This is a genomic window from Ferrovibrio sp. GW821-FHT12F09, assembly GCF_058806775.1.
Map to the genome: position 1 here is coordinate 2,155,245 of NZ_JBXAPZ010000001.1, position 15,611 is coordinate 2,170,855.

At 64.3% G+C, this 15,611-nt stretch carries 15 protein-coding genes; 8 read left to right on the forward strand and 7 right to left on the reverse strand.

Features of this window, described 5'->3' with window-relative positions:
• The first annotated feature begins 3 nt into the window (after positions 1 to 3).
• A complete protein-coding gene (locus AC1ROB_RS10640; RefSeq protein WP_492971201.1) occupies positions 4 to 864 on the forward strand; it encodes an HTD2 family dehydratase in 861 nt (286 codons plus the stop codon).
• Here the strand turns inward: AC1ROB_RS10640 and AC1ROB_RS10645 are convergent.
• From AC1ROB_RS10645 to AC1ROB_RS10655, 3 genes are all read right to left on the reverse strand, one after another.
• Positions 861 to 2,540: a tannase/feruloyl esterase family alpha/beta hydrolase gene (locus tag AC1ROB_RS10645; RefSeq protein WP_492971200.1), complete on the reverse strand. Its 1,680-nt coding sequence runs from the start codon at positions 2,538 to 2,540 to the stop codon at positions 861 to 863. The genes AC1ROB_RS10640 and AC1ROB_RS10645 overlap by 4 nt on opposite strands.
• Positions 2,541 to 2,681: 141 nt before the next feature.
• Positions 2,682 to 4,118 (reverse strand): aspartate ammonia-lyase, encoded by a 1,437-nt coding sequence (locus AC1ROB_RS10650; protein WP_492971199.1) that lies wholly within the window; start codon positions 4,116 to 4,118, stop codon positions 2,682 to 2,684.
• A gap of 148 nt (positions 4,119 to 4,266) precedes the next feature.
• Positions 4,267 to 5,145 (reverse strand): SDR family oxidoreductase, encoded by an 879-nt coding sequence (locus AC1ROB_RS10655; RefSeq protein ID WP_492971198.1) that lies wholly within the window; start codon positions 5,143 to 5,145, stop codon positions 4,267 to 4,269.
• 72 nt (positions 5,146 to 5,217) lie between these two features.
• Between AC1ROB_RS10655 and AC1ROB_RS10660 the strand changes: the two genes are divergently transcribed.
• From AC1ROB_RS10660 to AC1ROB_RS10675, 4 genes are all read left to right on the forward strand, one after another.
• The gene (locus tag AC1ROB_RS10660) at positions 5,218 to 5,991 is read left to right on the forward strand and encodes an SDR family oxidoreductase (RefSeq protein ID WP_492971197.1); all 774 of its coding nucleotides are present in this window, start codon (positions 5,218 to 5,220) and stop codon (positions 5,989 to 5,991) included.
• Between the two features lie 137 nt (positions 5,992 to 6,128).
• Complete coding sequence (locus tag AC1ROB_RS10665; RefSeq protein ID WP_492971196.1) at positions 6,129 to 7,571, forward strand: sensor histidine kinase; 1,443 nt, start codon at positions 6,129 to 6,131, stop codon at positions 7,569 to 7,571.
• Positions 7,571 to 8,608, forward strand: a complete 1,038-nt coding sequence (locus tag AC1ROB_RS10670) for an alpha/beta hydrolase (protein ID WP_492971195.1) — start codon at positions 7,571 to 7,573, stop codon at positions 8,606 to 8,608. The genes AC1ROB_RS10665 and AC1ROB_RS10670 overlap by 1 nt, the downstream gene beginning before the upstream one ends.
• Positions 8,601 to 9,065 (forward strand): HPP family protein, encoded by a 465-nt coding sequence (locus AC1ROB_RS10675; protein WP_492971194.1) that lies wholly within the window; start codon positions 8,601 to 8,603, stop codon positions 9,063 to 9,065. Before AC1ROB_RS10670 ends, AC1ROB_RS10675 begins: the two co-directional genes overlap by 8 nt.
• Before the next feature lie 12 nt (positions 9,066 to 9,077).
• Here the strand turns inward: AC1ROB_RS10675 and AC1ROB_RS10680 are convergent, their stop codons facing one another.
• The 4 genes from AC1ROB_RS10680 to AC1ROB_RS10695 all read right to left on the reverse strand — a co-directional run bounded on the left by AC1ROB_RS10680 (position 9,078) and on the right by AC1ROB_RS10695 (position 12,614).
• Positions 9,078 to 9,998: a glycosyltransferase family 9 protein gene (locus AC1ROB_RS10680; protein ID WP_492971193.1), complete on the reverse strand. Its 921-nt coding sequence runs from the start codon at positions 9,996 to 9,998 to the stop codon at positions 9,078 to 9,080.
• Between the two features lie 6 nt (positions 9,999 to 10,004).
• Positions 10,005 to 11,288, reverse strand: a complete 1,284-nt coding sequence (locus tag AC1ROB_RS10685; RefSeq protein ID WP_492971192.1) for an O-antigen ligase family protein — start codon at positions 11,286 to 11,288, stop codon at positions 10,005 to 10,007.
• Positions 11,285 to 12,229, reverse strand: coding sequence for a glycosyltransferase family 2 protein (locus AC1ROB_RS10690; protein ID WP_492971191.1), 945 nt, complete (start codon positions 12,227 to 12,229; stop codon positions 11,285 to 11,287). Before AC1ROB_RS10690 ends, AC1ROB_RS10685 begins: the two co-directional genes overlap by 4 nt.
• An 85-nt stretch (positions 12,230 to 12,314) precedes the next feature.
• Positions 12,315 to 12,614 carry a hypothetical protein gene (locus tag AC1ROB_RS10695; protein WP_492971190.1) on the reverse strand — a complete coding sequence of 100 codons (300 nt, stop codon included), beginning with the start codon at positions 12,612 to 12,614 and terminating at the stop codon, positions 12,315 to 12,317.
• A 227-nt stretch (positions 12,615 to 12,841) separates the two neighbouring features.
• On the opposite strand from AC1ROB_RS10695, the gene AC1ROB_RS10700 reads away from it, so the two are divergent.
• From AC1ROB_RS10700 to AC1ROB_RS10710, 3 genes are all read left to right on the forward strand, one after another.
• A complete protein-coding gene (locus AC1ROB_RS10700) occupies positions 12,842 to 13,513 on the forward strand; it encodes a DUF1194 domain-containing protein (RefSeq protein WP_492971189.1) in 672 nt (223 codons plus the stop codon).
• Positions 13,514 to 13,605: 92 nt separating this feature from the next.
• A complete protein-coding gene (locus AC1ROB_RS10705; RefSeq protein ID WP_492971188.1) occupies positions 13,606 to 14,628 on the forward strand; it encodes a thiamine pyrophosphate-dependent dehydrogenase E1 component subunit alpha in 1,023 nt (340 codons plus the stop codon).
• Positions 14,619 to 15,578, forward strand: coding sequence for an alpha-ketoacid dehydrogenase subunit beta (locus AC1ROB_RS10710; protein WP_492971187.1), 960 nt, complete (start codon positions 14,619 to 14,621; stop codon positions 15,576 to 15,578). The genes AC1ROB_RS10705 and AC1ROB_RS10710 overlap by 10 nt, the downstream gene beginning before the upstream one ends.
• Positions 15,579 to 15,611 lie beyond the last annotated feature (33 nt).

Genomic DNA, 15,611 nt, shown 5'->3' on the forward strand with positions numbered 1-15,611 from the left:
AGCATGGCTGACAGGACATCGCTGAAGGATTGGATCGGCGGCCAGGATGAGGCCGCCGATCTTTTTTTACCCGAACGCTGCCAGGCCCTGGCGCGCGCGCTTGACCAGCCCGAGGACGGGCTTGCCGATGGTGCGCCGCTGCCGGCGCTGCGGCACTGGCTCTATTTCTGGAATGCCGTGCCGCGGGCGCAGCTTGGCCGTGACGGTCATCCGGCGCTCGGCGGCTTTCTGCCGGATGTCGGCAAGCTCTGGGGCAGCCAGACGCGGCGCATGTGGGCCGGCAGCCGGCTGGAATTCCATCGCCCGCTGATGCTGGGTATGCCGACACGCCGGCTTTCCACGTTGGAAGCGGTGGAAGAGAAAAGCGGCCGCAGCGGCCGTCTGGTTTTTGTTACCGTGCGGCATGACATCTTCGATGCCGATACGGTCGCGGTGACCGACCGCCACGATATCGTCTATCGCGAAGAGCTGCCGAATGCCGGCCTGCCCGAGCCGGACACGGCCTCGGGCGATTACCAGTGGCGCGCGGATTTCACCGCCGATGCGGTCTTGCTGTTTCGCTACTCGGCGCTGACCTATAATGGTCACCGTATCCATTACGACCGCGACTATGCGCGGCAGGTCGAAGGTTATCGCGGTCTGGTCGTCCACGGCCCGCTGCTCGCCACGCTGCTGGTGGATTTCGCCACCAGCCTGCGGCCGGGTCAGACCTTGCAGCGCTTCCAGTTCCGCGGCCGTCGGCCAGTGATCGATGGCCAGCCGTTCCAGCTGCGCGCGAAAACCGCCCATGACGGCAGCCTCAGTCTGTGGATCGCCGATGCCGACGATGCCCTGGCGATGACGGCGGAGGCCGCCTTCGCTTAAGGCATCGCACACTCGAAGCTGGCTGCGCTGCTGACGTCGCCGGACTTGTAACGCGGGAAGGCCGGATAACGGCACATCGGGCGCGAGGCGGTGACGGCAAATGGCGGCGTGCCCTGATGGGCGCTCTGCACCAGATCGCCGGGCGCGCGGCCTTTCTCCACCCAGTCACTCACCACCTCCAGCATGTCGACGGCCGAGGGTGCGCCGACGCCGACATGATCGGCGCCCGGCGTCACATAGAGCCGCATGAAGCGGTCGGTGGCCGGCTGGCTCATCTTCTGCACGACAGACTGGTAATACTGGATGCCGGCATAGGGGCTCTGGGCGTAATCGGCCATCTGCTCGGCGACCACCAGCTTGCCGCCGCGGCCGGCAAAGACCGAGAGATCGGGATTGGTGGAATCCATCAGGCCGGAAATCACCTGGGCCCGCTCGCGGAAACTGTCGACGGTATACTGGCGCGGATCGTAGTTCGGATCGCGGGCGAGGAAATACTGGATCGCGCCGCTGCCATAGAGCCAGGCCCGGCTGCTGGCATTGGTCGCCGGCACGGTGGGTGGCGCGGTACCGGTCTGCCAGCTGACCCAGCCGCCAACCGGGCCGGTGCCGCTGGCCGCTTCGCCGCCGATGCCGAAGCCGGGATAGCTGCGCACGCCATTGGCGAGATCGAAGTTGAAGGTCACGGACGAATGCAGGGTCTGCACAGCGCGGATTTCGCCGTCGGTCAGGCACATCGGATTGGAGGCCGCCGGGCAGCGCAGGCGGCTGACATCGAACACACGCTTGCAGCCTTCATGGTCGCTGATGATGCCGTCCTTCAGGCCATCGCGGTCGTCGCAGGCCGCCAGTGCCGCATCGGCAATCAGCTTCACCTTGTCAGGGCTGATCCAGCCCTGCGTGAGCGCAATGCCCATGCGAGTGCCGGCCGCCTGCAGGCCGGTCCAGTTGATCACCGGCACGCGGCTGAAAATGCCGTCGAAGTCGTTGGGATAGCGCTGGGCCATGGTCAGGCCTTCGCGGCCGCCTTCCGAGCTGCCGAAGAAGTAGAGCTTCTCCGGCGCCTTGCCGTAGCGCCGCTTCATCAGCTCGACGGCGACATCGCGCACCTTCTTGTAGGAGGCATGCGAGAAGTTCACCAGGGATTCGTCGTTGAGCGCAAAGGCCTGCAGCGGCACATTCGGCGCATTCTGGTGGCCGGAATCCGTGCCATAGGTGACATAACCACGCGCCAGTGGATGCGGCCGGTCGGGCCGTGCGGCGGGCGGCATCCCTAAGCCGGTGATCAGCACGCCGTTGAAGCCGCCACCACCATATTGCAGCGAGCGGCCATTCCAGTCGCTCGGCAGGTTGACCTGGAATTTGATCGGCGGCGCCTGCGGATCAACCGAGGCGATAGCGCCGGTGACACGGCAATGTTCAGGCAGGGCGGCGACGATCAGTTCCGGCGGCAGCGGCGTGAAAGGCGGATTGGGAATCGTGCCAGCCTGTGACGCGGCGGTGAGCACCGCGCCTTCGATGACGGCGCCTTTGGTCGGCAGGCCGATAGCGCTGGCGGCGACCGGCTGGATCAGCGCGGCACAGGCCGCAGCCGGATCGCGCGTCTGCGTGGCGCAGGCCGCAAGCAGCAGAGTGGCAGATAAGGCAGAGAACGCCGTCAGGCGCGGCAATGCGGACATGGTTTCCTCCTGTGCGGCTGCTTATGCGCAACCTTGCACAGGAGGGTAGGAGCCTGACTGTTATGAGTCAAAACGATTGCATGCCGCAGCGCAAAAGCATGCGAATACCGCACGTTGGCCGCAATATCTGGTCACCCGGGATCAGGTGGGCGGGGCCACGATCTTGCGGCCACGGCGGCGCGGCGCGGTCAGCTTGGCGACATCGAGGATGTCATCGAGCTGGGCTTCGGTCAGCCATTCCTTCTCGATGCAGAGTTCGCGCACGGTGCGGCCGGTCTTAAGGGCTTCCTTGGCCAGCCAGGCCGATTTCTCGTAGCCGATATAGGGGTTGAGCGCGGTCACGATGCCGACGCTCGCTTCGACATGACGCTTCGCCTGTTCGACATTGGCCTGGATGCCACTGACGCATTTCTCGGCCAGCGTGCGCGCCGCGCGCGACAGCAGCTGCATCGAATTCAGCACGTTGTAGACGATCACCGGCTCCATGACGTTCAACTGTAATTGACCGGCCTCGGCCGCCATGGTGACGGTGATATCGTTGCCGATCACCTGGAAGCAGACCTGGTTGACGACTTCCGGGATCACCGGATTGACCTTGCCCGGCATGATGGATGAGCCCGGCTGCATCGGCGGCAACGCAATTTCATTGAGGCCGCCACGCGGGCCCGACGACAGCAGCCGCAGGTCGTTGGCGATCTTGCTCAGCTTCACGGCGATGCGCTTCAGCATGCCGGAATAGAGCACGAAGGCGCCCATGTCCCAGCTGGCCTCGATCAGGTTCGCGGCGCGCACCATCTCGAAGCCGCAGGTCCGCGTCAGTTCTTCGATGGCGAGGTTGGAATATTCCGGCTCGGTATTGATGCCGGTGCCGACTGCCGTGCCGCCCAGATTGATCTCGCGGAACAGCTTCACGATCTCGTCGCCGCGTGCCACATCTTCCTTGATGTTGATGGCGAAGGCCTCGAATTCCTGGCCCAGCGTCATCGGCACGGCATCCTGCAGCTGGGTGCGGCCCAGCTTGATGATGTCGGCGAATTCGACGCCGCGCTGGCGGAACTCGTAGGCCAGACCGTCCAGCGCCTTCATCAGTTCGGCATGACTGAGCATGACGCCAAGGCGCACGGCTGTGGGATAGACATCGTTGGTCGATTGCGACAGGTTCACGTCGTCGTTGGGATGCAGATGCTGGTATTCGCCCTTGTGGAAGCCCAGCAGCTCCAGGCCGCGATTGGCCACCACCTCGTTGACATTCATGTTGGTGGAGGTGCCGGCGCCGCCCTGGAATACGTCGATAGTGAACCACTCATGCAGCTTGCCGGCGATCAGCTCGTCGCAGGCCTGGGCAATGCCCTTGTATTTATCGGCTTCCAGATAGCCGAGCTTCTTGTTGGCGGCGGCGCAGGCCTTCTTCACCATGCCGAAGGCGCGGATCAGGTTCGGGTAATGGTTGATGCCGATGCCGGAGATGTGGAAGTTGTCGAGCGCGCGCTGGGTCTGGATGCCGTAATAGGCGGCGGCCGGAATGGCCATCTCGCCCAGGCTGTCATGCTCCAGACGGGTGGTCGGATCGCTGCTCATGGCCTTGCCTCTTCTGCCTGCTCGAAACAGAGGCATATTCTGCGCTGACGCAGCGGCAATGCGAAGCCTCAGTGCAGGTTTATTTCATTGAAATACCTATGGTTTCCGATGCAACCAATGTATCGGGTGCAATCAGATGGTCTTATCGCTAGACCGTCCGTTTCGCCTTGTCCTTCGCATTGGTGGCTTCGATGCTGGCGCGGATATCCTGCCATTCGTCATCGCTGAGATCGGTCAGCGCGCCGAAGCCGCCGGCCGAATTCAGCCACTGGCCGCCATCGATGGCGATCACCTCGCCGGTGAGGTAGCCCACATCGTCGGCGAGCAGGAAGGCCGCGAGATTAGCCAGTTCCGGCAGGTTGCCGAAACGCCGCATCGGGATCGCGCCGATCATGCGCTTTTCCAGCGCTTCCGTCGGGGCCAGCCGCTTGGTCATGCCTTCGGTGGGGAAGGGACCGGGCGCAATCGCATTCAGACGAATCCCCTTCGGTCCCCATTCCACAGCCAGCGACTGGGTCATCGCGGCGATGCCGGCTTTCGACATCGCGGAGGGAATCACGAAGGCCGAACCGGTCCAGACCCAGGTGGTGACGATGGACAGGATGCTGCCGCCACGTTTGGCGGCGATCCAGCGTTTGCCTACCGCCTGTGTCATATAGAAGCTGCCATGCAGCACGATATTGGCGATGGCATCGAAACCGCGCGGGCTCAGGTCTTCGGTCTTGGCGATGAAGTTGCCGGCAGCATTGTTGACCATGCCGTCCAGCGGGCCATGCGTCTGCCAGATCAATTCCACCATCTCGTCCACCGCCTGCGCCACGCGGATGTCGCAAGGATAGGTGAAGATGCGACCGCCGGTGGCGGCGGAGAGTTCCGCAGCGGTTTCCTGTAATACACTGTCGCGCCGGCCGCAGATATGCAGCTCGGCCCCCAGTTCCATCAGGCGCTGCGCCATCGCCTTGCCCAGGCCGGTGCCGCCGCCGGTGATCAGGATGCGCTTTCCCTGGAAGAGATCGTTGCGAAACATGCTGCCTCCCTGTTTTCTTATGGTCCCAGACTAACCCAGAGTGCGTTGCGCGCGCCATCAGGAGGAAACGGCATGGATCTCAAACTCGCCGGCAAGGTTGCCATTGTGACCGGCGCCAGCAAGGGCATCGGGCAGGCCATTGCTGAAACGCTCGCGGCGGAAGGCATGAAGCTGGTACTGGCCGCACGGTCTGCCGACCTGTTGCAGACGGTTGCCAGCGGCCTGCAGACTGAAAGCCTGGTGCAGGCCGTCGATCTGCGCGATCCGGCCGTGCCGGCCCAGGTGGTTGCCGCGGCGGTGCAGAAATTTGGCGGCATCGATCTGGTGGTGAACAATGCCGGCGCGACCAAGCGCGGCGACTTCCTCACGCTGACCGATGAGGACTGGGCCGACGGTTTCGCGCTGAAGTTCTTCGGCGCCATGCGGCTCAGCCGTGCCGCCTGGCCGCATCTGCGTGATCGTGACGGCAGCATCGTGAATATCATCGGCGTCGGCGGTCGCACCGGCACGGCGGAATTCGCCATCGGCGGGTCGGTCAATGCCGCTGGCATGAACCTGACCAAGGTGCTGGCCGATCGCGGGATTCAGGACGGCGTGCGGGTGAATGCGATCAACCCGGGGGCCATTGCCACCGAACGCCTGCAGGTGCGAATCCGCAGCTTCGCCAAGGAGCAGGGCATCAGCGAGGCCGAAGCCGCGCAGACCCTGCCGCGCAGTATGGGTGTGGCGCGATTCGGTGAACCCGCAGAAATTGCCCGGGCCGTTGCTTTCCTCGCCTCCCCGCAGGCGGGCTACCTGCAGGGGGCGATCATCGACGTGGATGGCGGCGTGACTCGCACCCTGTAAGGGCGGAAAAGCGCGACTGCTATTGATTTTTTTGCGCCGCAATGTCACTCCGGATGAATGAGGCGTGTACAGACAGCTCTTGGGGAATTCTCATCCTGCGGGTATCGGCCGCGATCCGGATATCGGGAGCACGGCTGATGCCGCGGCGTTTCCTGCCGAAGACGGTGCAGGCTCATCCGAACGCGCTGGCCGGTGCGGGCCGGCGCTTCGTGCTGGTGCTGGTGGCGACGCTGGTGGCGCTGTCGGTCGCACTGGCAAGCTATCTGTATATTCAGCAGACCGAGTACAGCCGCTTTTCTTTCCAGACGGTGGTCTGGGACGGTGTGCAGTTACGCAGCGAGCATCAGGCTTTCCGCGCCAGCGTGCTAGAAAGACTGGCAGGCATCCCGGGCACCGATACAGAAGAGATGAAACGGCGCTACGACGCATTGTTTGGTCGACTGCGGCTCCTGGAAGCCGACGAGACGACGGTGTATCGCACCGATCGCGATCTTGCTCCGCTACTGCTGCGGATCGCTCCCGTGATCCACGGCTGGGCTCCGGAAGTGGCGGCCTTTCAGGCCGGCGATGCCGAGGCCGGCCGCCGCATCGCCAAGGCTGCGCAAGCGCTGAGCGCGGATTTCAATCTGTTTGCCAGTGGGATCAATGCCATTGGTATCAAGCGCATTGAAGAGACGCGCGAGCGCCTGTCTCGGCTCTATACGATTCTGATCGGGGCTGCGGTGATGACCTGGCTGCTGGTTCTGGGTTTTGCCTATGCGCTGATGCGTCAGCTGCGAGCCACCGAAACGGCCCATGCTGAGATGCGGACGATGACTGGCGATCTGGAACAAGCCCGTCGGCAGGCGGTAGAAGCCAGCCACACCAAGTCGAACTTCCTCGCCACCATGAGCCATGAGCTGCGCACGCCGCTCAATGCCATCCTCGGCTTTGCCGATATCATGCGTCAGGGCCTGTTCGGGCCGGTCGGCAATCCACGCTATGTCGACTACCTGGACGGCATCCAGAAAAGCGGCCAGCATCTGCTGTCGCTGATCAACGATGTGCTGGACATGTCGCGCATCGAGGCCGGCCGGCTGGAACTGAGCGAGAGCGAGATCAATGTGGCGCTGGCGGTGGATCAGGCACTCACGCTGGTCGGTATCACCGCCGACGGCAAGGGCATTGCACTGGAATGCCGTCTGCCGGCAATCCTGCCGCGCCTGCAGGCCGACGAACGTATCCTGCGCCAGATGCTGCTCAACCTGCTCAGCAACGCGATCAAGTTCACCCCCGAAGGTGGCAGTGTCGAGATCACTGCGGCGCGGCTGACGGATGGTGAACTGGCAATCCGGGTGCGCGATACCGGCGTGGGCATGAGCGATTACCAGCTCAAGCAGGTGTTCGAGCCGTTTTCGCAGGGTGGCGATTCCCTGCGTGCGCGCGAAACCGGCGGCAGCGGCCTGGGCCTGCCGATCACGCGGCGGCTGATCGAGCTGCATGACGGCACGATTCACCTGTCCAGCCGCAAAAGCGCGGGCACCACTGCGACACTGATCTTTCCCGCGGCCCGCGTCCGCACCATCGCCGAGGCAATGTAATGCGCGGCCTGCGACACCGCCTTGGCATCCTGCTGCTGCCCGGCCTTCTGCTGATGGCGGCCTGCGCGCCACGTCTGCAACCGCCGGGTGGCGAGATTGTCACGCCCACGACGATAGCAGGCCCGACATATCACTGGCAGGCGAATGACGGTCGGGTGTTGCCGCTGCGGCGCTGGCTGCCCGAGGGCGGGGAGCCGCCAAAGGCCGTGATCCTCGCCATCCACGGCTTCAACGATTACAGCAATGCCTTCACCGAAGCGGCGGAATGGTGGGCGGCGCGCGGCGTCGCGACCTACGCACCGGATCAGCGCGGCTTCGGCCGTGCACCCTATGTGGGGTTATGGGCCGGCGAAGACCGCATGGCCGATGACGTGCGGGAATTGAGCGCCGTGCTGCGGCAACTGCATCCCGGTGTGCCTTCTTACTGGCTGGGTGAAAGCATGGGCGGCGCCGTAGTGCTGCATGCCCTGACGCGCAGCGCAACGGCAGAGCGGCCGCAGGGCGTGGTGCTGGTGGCGCCGGCGGTCTGGGGGCGCGCCACCATGCCGGTGCATTACCGGGTGGCGCTGTGGCTGACCAGCTACACGATCCCATGGAAAACCTTCACCGGCAGTGGTCTGAAGATACAGGCGTCGGACAATATCGAGATGCTGCGCCGCCTGTCGCGGGACCCGCTGTTCATCAAGGCGACCCGCGTCGATGCGATTCATGGCCTGGTCAACCTGATGGATGATGCGGCCGTGGCGAAGCCGACCGGCCTGCCAATCCTGTTGCTCTATGGCGTGAAGGATGAGGTCATCCCGAAGAAGCCGGTTGAGGCCTATGTCGCGCAGCTGCAGGCCACGCCCGGCATCGATCTGCGAATCGCCATCTATGCCCAGGGCTGGCATATGCTGCTGCGGGATTTACAGGCGGAAACGGTATGGCGCGATGTGGCTGGCTGGATCGCCGACCCGCGCGCGACGCTGGCCTCAGGCGCCGAACGCAACACACTGCCCCTGTTCAGCGACAGCGAAAAGACAGAGCGCGATGACTAGGACCGGCCTGCTCGACGCCCTGTGGATTCTCTGCGGCATCCTGCCGAGCCTGGGCCTGGTGCTGTGGATCATCGACGCCGAGCATGGCCTGGCGCTGACGTCGCTGGGCAGCACCGCCATCCTGCTGTTCTGCTTCCCCACACATGAAGGCTCACGGCCGGTCGCCGTGCTGGTTTCGCACCTGCTCGGTGCCGCCATCGGCATCGCGCTTCTGCAGCTGATCGGCAGCAATCTCTGGACCATGGGACTGGGTGTGGCCTTGATCGCCGTGGCGATGAAGGCCCTCAACATCATGCATCCGCCCGCCGGGGCCAATCCGCTGATCGTGCTGAACCTGAAAAGCGGCTGGCTTTTCCTGGGCTATCCGCTGCTGCCGGCGCTGCTGATCCTGCTGGCGGCAGCCTTCCTGTGGAGCCGTCTGCGGCCGGGGCCGCGCTGGCCACTGCGTTGGTTTTAAGCCGGGCTGGTTTTAAGCCGGACTAACTTTCGGCAGCACCGCAATGACATCGGCAGTTGGCAAATCCTGCAGGCTCGGCCGCTGCAGTTTCACCACCCAGTTGCCGCGCGGCGATACCTTGCGCGGATCGGACTCGGCGGAATACAGCACCACCGACGGACAGCCGCTGGCTGCGATGATATGCATCGGCCCGGTGTCGTTGCCCACGGCCAGTACGGCCTGCCGCCCCAGGGTGGCGAGATCGTCGATGGCGGTCTGTTCGCACAGGCTGCGCGCGGCTGGCACGGCCGCGATGATGGAATCGATCTCGGCGCGTTCGGCGCTGCGGCCGATCAGCACCGGCGTCACATCCTGTTGCAGCAGATGCTGTGCCAGGGCCGCGAACTGCTGTGCCGGCCAGCGTTTGGCCGGCCGGTGCGGTGCGCCGCCCGGCACCAGCAGGGCGAACCGCGCGGGCAGGCCGAAGCGCGTGATGTCCGATTGCAGGAATGTCAGATCCGGCAGGCCGGGATCGGGAATGCCGACGAGGGCCAGCTGGCTGGCGCGCAATTCGGCGATATGGATCGGCGCGGTTGGATCGGGGATGTGATAGCGGCAGCCGGGCGCATTGCCGACCCAGAGGTCGCGCGGGCTGCCCAGCAGGCGATAATAGCCCTTGGTGCGCTGGCTGCCCTGCAGGTCGTAGATGCGGCTGAAGCCGGCCTTACGGATGCGGCACAGTAGGCGCCAGAGCGCGAGCGGCTGCCAGAATTTCGGCCGGGGATCGGTCCAGATTTCGTCGACCGAACCCGAGCGCCGGGTCAGGTCGACATAGGGCGCCGTGGTCAGCAGCACGATATGTTCGCCGGGATGGTGGCGGCGGATCGCGCGTAACAACGGCAGGGCGAGGATCATGTCGCCGAGCGCCGAATGCTTGATCACCAGGATGGCCATGGCAGTTCAGTGCATCTCGTCGCGCTGGCCCAGGCGTATGACCGCCATGGTCAGGGCCAGGCTGCTCCAGAACAGCAGCGCCGGCCAGTTGCTGAAGTTGCTCTGGCTGGCCGTCAGCGGGAAGTGCAGCAGAACCATGACACCCGCAGCCGCAGCCCCGACGATCTGCAGATGCGAGCGCCGGCTAAACATGGGCAACAGTGCGGCGATCAGCACAGCCAGCAGCAGGCAATATCCCGCTGTCCCGACCACGCCGGTCTCGACCAGCCATTCGAGATAGGTGTTATGGGGATGCTGCGGACAGGGGTGCTTCATCTGGGCCTGGGTGACGACTTCGCAGACGCTCTGGAAATTCTTCATGCCGATCCCGGTGACCGGATGATCCTGCCAGATCACCAGGGCCGCGCGGAATATCTCGCCGTAATGCGAGGCGCCGATATCCTGAAGCACCTCGATCAGGGCCAGGACACGCGCAAAGATCCGTTCGCTGGTCAGTACGATGGCGACCAGAATGGCGATGCTGACCAGGGTGGCGATGATTCCATAGATGCGATAGCGCGGAATCGTCAGGATGATCACCCCGACCACGGCAGCGATGGACAGCAGGGTCAGGATGCTGGCAGCGCGTTCACCGGTGAGGAAGATGAACGCCAGTCCCACAAGGCCGGCCAGCACCACGGCAGGCCATGCCAGCCGGTGATGCTCGCGTCCCGAAAGCAGCAGAGCAGCCAGCGGCAGCAGCGGGAAACCGATACGGGCAACGAACATGCCGATATTGGGGCGATCGAGCGGGCCGGTGAGGCGATCGTCCCAGATCGGCTGACCGCTCAGCGAAACGCCGGACAACAACTGCACGATGCCGTCGATGACGGTGAAGGCCAGTGTCGCGCTCCAGACCTGCAGGATCAGTTTGAGGTCGCGGCGCGACTGGATCAGCCACAGGCAGGCGGCCAGCAGCAGCAGCGGCAGACGCAGCCAGGCCACGCTGCGCGAGAAAGATAATGCCGGCTGCAGGGCAAGCGGGGAAATGACCAGGTTGAGGATCAGCCAGAGGGCGAGGATGATGGCGACCGGCGGCCACTTCCACAGGCTCCACTGGCGTTGTGCAATCACGACGGCCAGAAAGCTGATACCGATCAGCGTGGCGGCGGCATCGGCTCCACCGCGCCAGAACAGCAGCAGCAGTGGCAGCAGGCAGAACAGGCCGAGATTGGCTTTACGCAGCATCTCGATCCAGCCGCGGTCGGCGGAAAGATAAGACGGCTCGGCGAATTTGTAGAACAGGGTCATGGTTGGGGCGACCGGATGCCGCTCAGGCGGCGAAAAGCATCAGCACTGCGATCGAGGAAGGCGTCAGAGATATCGAAACCGAGTTTCGCCGCCAGATATGCCCGGAAGACGACAAGTGCCGCAAGGGGCAGGCCGCTGCGCTGCTGTGCTTTCCAGGCAATCGAAACACAGATCGCTGCCACCCGGTTTCGAATCTCGGCAGGCAGCGCCGGCGTTTCGCGCAGCAGATTGTAATAGGCGAAAAAACGGTCGTGATGCTGTTGCCGCTTGTCGGCGGACAGATGCGAACCACCACGCGGCGCATGGGTCACTCCGCCGCGGAAATCGATCAGGCGTCTGGCATGCAGGGCGAGGCGGAGCGGCAGGGATTCATCCTGGATGAACAGCCGCTCATCGCAGCCGCCGGCCCGGCGGAACAGGGCTGTTTCCACCAGCCAGGCCATGCGCACGAACCCGCGGCCATGGGTGACGGTGTGCAGCGGCCGGTCGCTGGTTTCGCTGGGCGGTGCGGCGCCCAGTGGTTCCGGCTTGATCGCCTGCGCATCAAGATCGGACCGGATCACCTTGCCATGCACCATATCGGCCTGCCCGTCCTGCATGACGCGATACATCAGCGTCACGGCATCGGGCACGATCAGTTCATCGGCATCGAGCAGACACAGGAGGCGCCCCTGTGCCCGTGCAGCCCCCTGGTTGAGCCGGATGCTGGGGCCGGCGTTGCGGTCATTGCGCAGAATGGTCAGGCCGTTCAGCGCCTGGCCATGCTGCTCCAGCACGACAGCAGAACCGTCCGTCGAGGCGTCATCGACGAAGACATACTCTGCCGGCACAGGCAGGGTCTGCGCTGCCAGGGCCTCTATCACCCGGGGCAAGATGCCGGCTTTGTTATAGACCGGGATGACGAAACTGATTTCGGGACCGGCATCGGACGGGGAAGGCATCGGAAAGCCGCAGGTTGAAGCGGAAACGGACATGCGCCGAATACCGGCTTTCGGCAGGCTGTACAAGCCTGCGCTGCCGCTGGCGTCAGGCCAGGATAAAGACGGTCATGGATGGCGGCTTGCGGGAGGTCTGCCCGAATCCGTTATAGGTGATTGGCGGCGAGTGAAACTCGCGCAACGGCGCGTCGCGTTCGGCCCTGGCCTGATCCGGGCCGCCCAGCTCGGCGCGAACTTCCAGCAGCTTCTGAAACATGGCTTCGGCACCGGGCAGGGAGCCGGTTGCCGTCGAGATGACCTCGGCGAGCGACTTCAGATTGCCGGCCCCGCCCAGCGAGATCTTGCTCTGCTGGACTGCCAGTTTGGGAATGACGTCGATCACGCTCATGGCGATAAGGTTACCAAATGGTTTATCCACAGGGAAGATGTTGATTTTTCTCGTTATTATTCATGTGCTTGCAGGAAAATCGCGGATTATGGCCGGGTAAAACGACAGGTTTCGCCGCAGCGCCGGTTTTCTTGCTATCGTTTCCCGGCATGCTGCCCCGGCAGAACCATCTTGCCTCGCACCACCAACCCGACCGGAGAAAACTCCTGCTCGGTGCGGGCAGCGCAGTGGCTGCAGCGGTTCTGCCATGGCCCCTGTACAGCCAGTCACGATCGGTCGATCTGGCGCTGGTCCTGGCAGCCGATTGCTCGGGCAGTGTCCATGCCGAGCATTATGCCCTGCAGCAGCGTGGCTATGCCGAAGCCTTCCGCAATCGTCAGGTGATCCAAGCCATCCGGTCCGGCATCCACGGCGCCATCGCGATCAGTTATTTTCAGTGGTCGGGTTATTCGCTGCAGACTCTGGTCGTGCCCTGGACGGTTTTGCGCAGCGATACCGACATTGCGGGTTTTGCCACCGCGATGGAAAAAGCCGAGCGCACCATTTTCGGCGGCGGCACCTCGCCCACCGGTGCCATCGAATTCGGCCACCGCCTGCTCGACAAGGCGCCGGTGCAAACCACCCGGCGGGTGATCGATATTTCCGGCGACGGCCGCAACAACACGGGTCCGCCCCCTGCAGAGGCGCGCGCAGCCGCCGTGGCGGCCGGCATTATCATCAATGGCCTGCCGATCCTGCATATGGAGCCGGATATCGACAGCTATTACGAGCAGCATGTCATTGGCGGCCCCGGCGCCTTCATTGTGCCGGCGCGCGACTACAGTTCCTTCGAAGCGGCCGTGCGCCGCAAGCTGATCCTCGAGATCGCCGATCAGCGCCCGCTCCAGCCGCGCGGCTAGCGCTTCAAGCGGTCCGGGCCGCCTGAGTTGCGTTACCGGTAACACGTTGCTACGGTCGGCTTTATAACAAGAAACACCCGAGAAGCAGGCCCGTGAAACAGTCCAATATTCCTGTCGGCACGTTGTTGCCGCTGTACCGGATGATGTGTCGCATCCGGGCGTTTGAAGATGCCGCTGAGCTGGCCAGCCGGGGCGGTGTCGCCGCTTTCGGCCAGCAGGCCGCCGGCCAGGCGCAGGTGCGCGGTCCGCTGCATCTCTCCACCGGTCAGGAAGCCGTCGCCGCTGGTGTTTGCGTCCATCTGAAGCCCAGCGACTATCTCACCTCCACGCATCGCGGCCATGGCCACACGCTGGCCAAGGGTGCCGATCTGGCGCGCATGATGCACGAACTGTTCGGCAAGGCGACCGGCTTCTGCGGCGGCCGCGGCGGCTCGATGCATATCGCCGATTTCTCGGTCGGCATGCTGGGCGCCAATGGCGTGGTGGCGGCCGGCATCCCGATTGCGCTGGGGGCGGCGCAGTCGATCAAGATCCGCAAGGCCGATGCGATTGCCGTCACCTTCTTTGGCGATGGCGCGATCAACCGCGGGCCGTTTGCCGAAAGCCTGAACTGGGCCGCCGCCTTCCAACTGCCGATCCTGTTCGTTTGCGAGGACAACCAGTGGTCGGCGACCACCAAGACCGGGACCATGTCGGCCGGTGCGGGCGCAGCAGCGCGGGCGCGCAGCTTCGGCATCGAGGCCGCCATGGTGGATGGCAACGATGTTGGTGCCGTCAGTGAGACGGCGAAGCAACTGATTGCCGATATCCGCGCCGGTAAGGGACCACGTCTTTTGCATGCCCGCACCTATCGCTTCAGTGGCCATGTCTCGGTCGATCCGGCCAGTTACCGCGACCCGGCGGAACTGGCGGCGGCGCAGAAGGACGATCCGCTGTTGGTGACGGCGCAACAGTTGCGCAATGGCGGCGTCAGTGCCGGTGATGTCGAAGCCATCATGCAGGCGGCGCGCGATGAAGTGACCGAGGCTGTGCGGTCGGCTGATGCCGCGCCCTGGCCCGCAGCCGATGCGGCCTATTCCGAAGTGCAGGACCTGGGAGCGGGCCAATGGCGGTAATGACCTATGCCGCGGCTGCGGCTGCTTCCGTCGCCGAGGCCATGCGCGCCGATCCGGCCGTGGTGGCGCTGGGCGAGGATATCGGGCGCGGCGGCATCTTCGGCCAGTATCGCGGTCTCCAGGATACCTTCGGTCCCGAGCGCGTGATCGACACGCCGATCTCGGAAGCCACGATTGTCGGCGCCGCCGTTGGTATGGCGCTGACCGGCCTGAAGCCGGTGGTCGAGATGCGGGTGATCGATTTCGCGCTCTGCGCCATGGATGAGATCATCAACCAGGCTGCGAAGAACCGCTTCATGTTCGGCGGGCAGGGCCGTGTGCCGGCGGTGATCCGTATGCCCATCGGCATCTGGAGTTCGTCGGCAGCCCAGCATTCGCAGTCGCTGGAAGGCTGGTTCACCCATATTCCCGGCCTTGTGGTGCTGGCGCCAGCGACGCCGCAGGACAATTACGCCCTGCTGCAGGCTGCCATCGGCTGTGGCGACCCGGTTGCCTATTTCGAGCACAAGGAGCTGTGGGCCAGCGAAGGCGAGGTTGATCCCGCTGCCAGAGCTGAACTAGGCAAGGCACGGATCGCACGCCCGGGGCGCGACCTGACCGTCGTGAGCTGGAGCAAGGCTGTGCATTGGTCGCTGGAGGCCGCAACGGCGCTGGCGGGGGAGGGCGTCGAGACCGAGGTGATCGACCTGCGGACGCTCTGGCCTTGGGATCGCGAGGCGGTTTTTGCCTCTGCCGCAAAAACGGGCCGCGTGCTTGTTGTGCACGAAGCCGTGCAGGTGGCGGGCTTTGGCGCGGAAATTGTGGCGTCGCTGGCCGAAGAAGGGGTAGCGAAAGTCGCGCGCCTCGGGGGACCGCGTTTGCCTGTCGGTTATGCGCCAGGGCTGGAAGCAGAGGTGCGCGTCACGCCCGACCGCATTGCAGCAAAGGCCCGTGCCCTGCTGCGTCGCTGATTGCCTTGGCGCTGCGTCCTGAATATTCTGTTC

Bases quoted from the DNA above. Each gene is read 5' to 3' on its own strand.
- AC1ROB_RS10640 (WP_492971201.1), top strand. From the start codon at position 4: ATGGCTGACAGGACATCGCTGAAGGATTGGATCGGCGGCCAGGATGAG.
- AC1ROB_RS10645 (WP_492971200.1), bottom strand. From the start codon at position 2,540: ATGTCCGCATTGCCGCGCCTGACGGCGTTCTCTGCCTTATCTGCCACT.
- AC1ROB_RS10650 (WP_492971199.1), bottom strand. From the start codon at position 4,118: ATGAGCAGCGATCCGACCACCCGTCTGGAGCATGACAGCCTGGGCGAG.
- AC1ROB_RS10655 (WP_492971198.1), bottom strand. From the start codon at position 5,145: ATGTTTCGCAACGATCTCTTCCAGGGAAAGCGCATCCTGATCACCGGC.
- AC1ROB_RS10660 (WP_492971197.1), top strand. From the start codon at position 5,218: ATGGATCTCAAACTCGCCGGCAAGGTTGCCATTGTGACCGGCGCCAGC.
- AC1ROB_RS10665 (WP_492971196.1), top strand. From the start codon at position 6,129: ATGCCGCGGCGTTTCCTGCCGAAGACGGTGCAGGCTCATCCGAACGCG.
- AC1ROB_RS10670 (WP_492971195.1), top strand. From the start codon at position 7,571: ATGCGCGGCCTGCGACACCGCCTTGGCATCCTGCTGCTGCCCGGCCTT.
- AC1ROB_RS10675 (WP_492971194.1), top strand. From the start codon at position 8,601: ATGACTAGGACCGGCCTGCTCGACGCCCTGTGGATTCTCTGCGGCATC.
- AC1ROB_RS10680 (WP_492971193.1), bottom strand. From the start codon at position 9,998: ATGGCCATCCTGGTGATCAAGCATTCGGCGCTCGGCGACATGATCCTC.
- AC1ROB_RS10685 (WP_492971192.1), bottom strand. From the start codon at position 11,288: ATGACCCTGTTCTACAAATTCGCCGAGCCGTCTTATCTTTCCGCCGAC.
- AC1ROB_RS10690 (WP_492971191.1), bottom strand. From the start codon at position 12,229: ATGCCTTCCCCGTCCGATGCCGGTCCCGAAATCAGTTTCGTCATCCCG.
- AC1ROB_RS10695 (WP_492971190.1), bottom strand. From the start codon at position 12,614: ATGAGCGTGATCGACGTCATTCCCAAACTGGCAGTCCAGCAGAGCAAG.
- AC1ROB_RS10710 (WP_492971187.1), top strand. From the start codon at position 14,619: ATGGCGGTAATGACCTATGCCGCGGCTGCGGCTGCTTCCGTCGCCGAG.